The sequence below is a fragment of the Rhodoplanes sp. SY1 genome (assembly GCF_046000175.1).
Lineage (GTDB): Bacteria > Pseudomonadota > Alphaproteobacteria > Rhizobiales > Xanthobacteraceae > Rhodoplanes.
Map to the genome: position 1 here is coordinate 1 of NZ_JBEOMB010000447.1, position 1023 is coordinate 1023.

Consider the following 1023-nt stretch of genomic DNA (forward strand, 5'->3'; position numbering starts at 1 on the left):
GTCGTCGGCAAGGTGGTCGGCGACGCCAAGCTGGAGGCCGAAGGCAAGGCCGACAAGACCGAGGGCAAGATCCAGAATGCCGTCGGCGGCGTCGCGGATACGCTGCGCGGGAAATGAGCGGACCCACCGCGTGACACCGATGCGGCGACCCATCGCCGCATCGCACACTGCTCTCGCTCACATTCGAGACGCCTTCACGACGAGACGCCTTCACGACGAGGCGCATCCACGACGAGACGCATCCACGACGAGATGCATCCGAGAAGCGTACGGCCACGACAGAGGTTCCCCACATGAAGATCGCGCAGGTCGCGCCGTTGTACGAAAGCGTGCCTCCGCGGCTCTATGGCGGCACCGAGCGCATCGTCTCCTACCTCACCGAAGAGCTGGTCAAGCTCGGCCACGACGTCACGCTGTTCGCGAGCGGCGATTCGATGACGTCGGCGACGCTGGTTCCGTGCGTCCCGACCGCGCTCCGGCTCAACCGGGCCGTCCGCGACCCGGTCCCGTATCACATGCTGATGCTGGACCGCGTCTGCCGGGCGGCCGAGGCGTTCGACGTCATCCACTTCCATATCGACCAGTTCCAATTTCCGCTCTTTCGTCCGATCGCGGGGCGCACGCTCACCACCCTGCACGGCCGCCAGGACAGCCCTGACCTGATGGCTCTCTATGCGGGGTTTCCGGAGATGCCGCTGGTCTCGATCTCCAACGACCAGCGCCGGCCGATCCCCAACGCCAACTTCGCGGCGACCGTGCTGCATGGACTGCCGGTCGACCTGCTCCGGGGCAACGCCGACCCGCGCGGCGGCTATCTCGCCTTTCTCGGCCGGATCTCGCCCGAGAAGGGCGTCGATCATGCGATCGCGATCGCCCGCACGTTCGGTATCCCGCTCAAGATCGCCGCCAAGGTCGACAAGGCCGACGTGGCGTATTTCCACCAAGTGATAGAGCCGCTGCTCGACGGCGACGGCGTCGAGTTCATCGGCGAGATCAACGAGCGCACCAAGGGCGCGTTCCTCG

Annotated in this window: 2 protein-coding genes; both read left to right on the forward strand. The window is 66.2% G+C overall.

Translation table 11 applies throughout. The features are described 5' to 3' along the window. Positions 1-12 precede the first annotated feature (12 nt). Positions 13-117, forward strand: a complete 105-nt coding sequence (locus tag ABTU92_RS30265) for a hypothetical protein (RefSeq protein ID WP_408095231.1) — start codon at positions 13-15, stop codon at positions 115-117. A 176-nt stretch (positions 118-293) separates the two neighbouring features. Continuing rightward, a partial coding sequence (locus ABTU92_RS30270) for a glycosyltransferase (RefSeq protein WP_408095230.1) occupies positions 294-1023 on the forward strand: 730 nt, incomplete at its 3' end.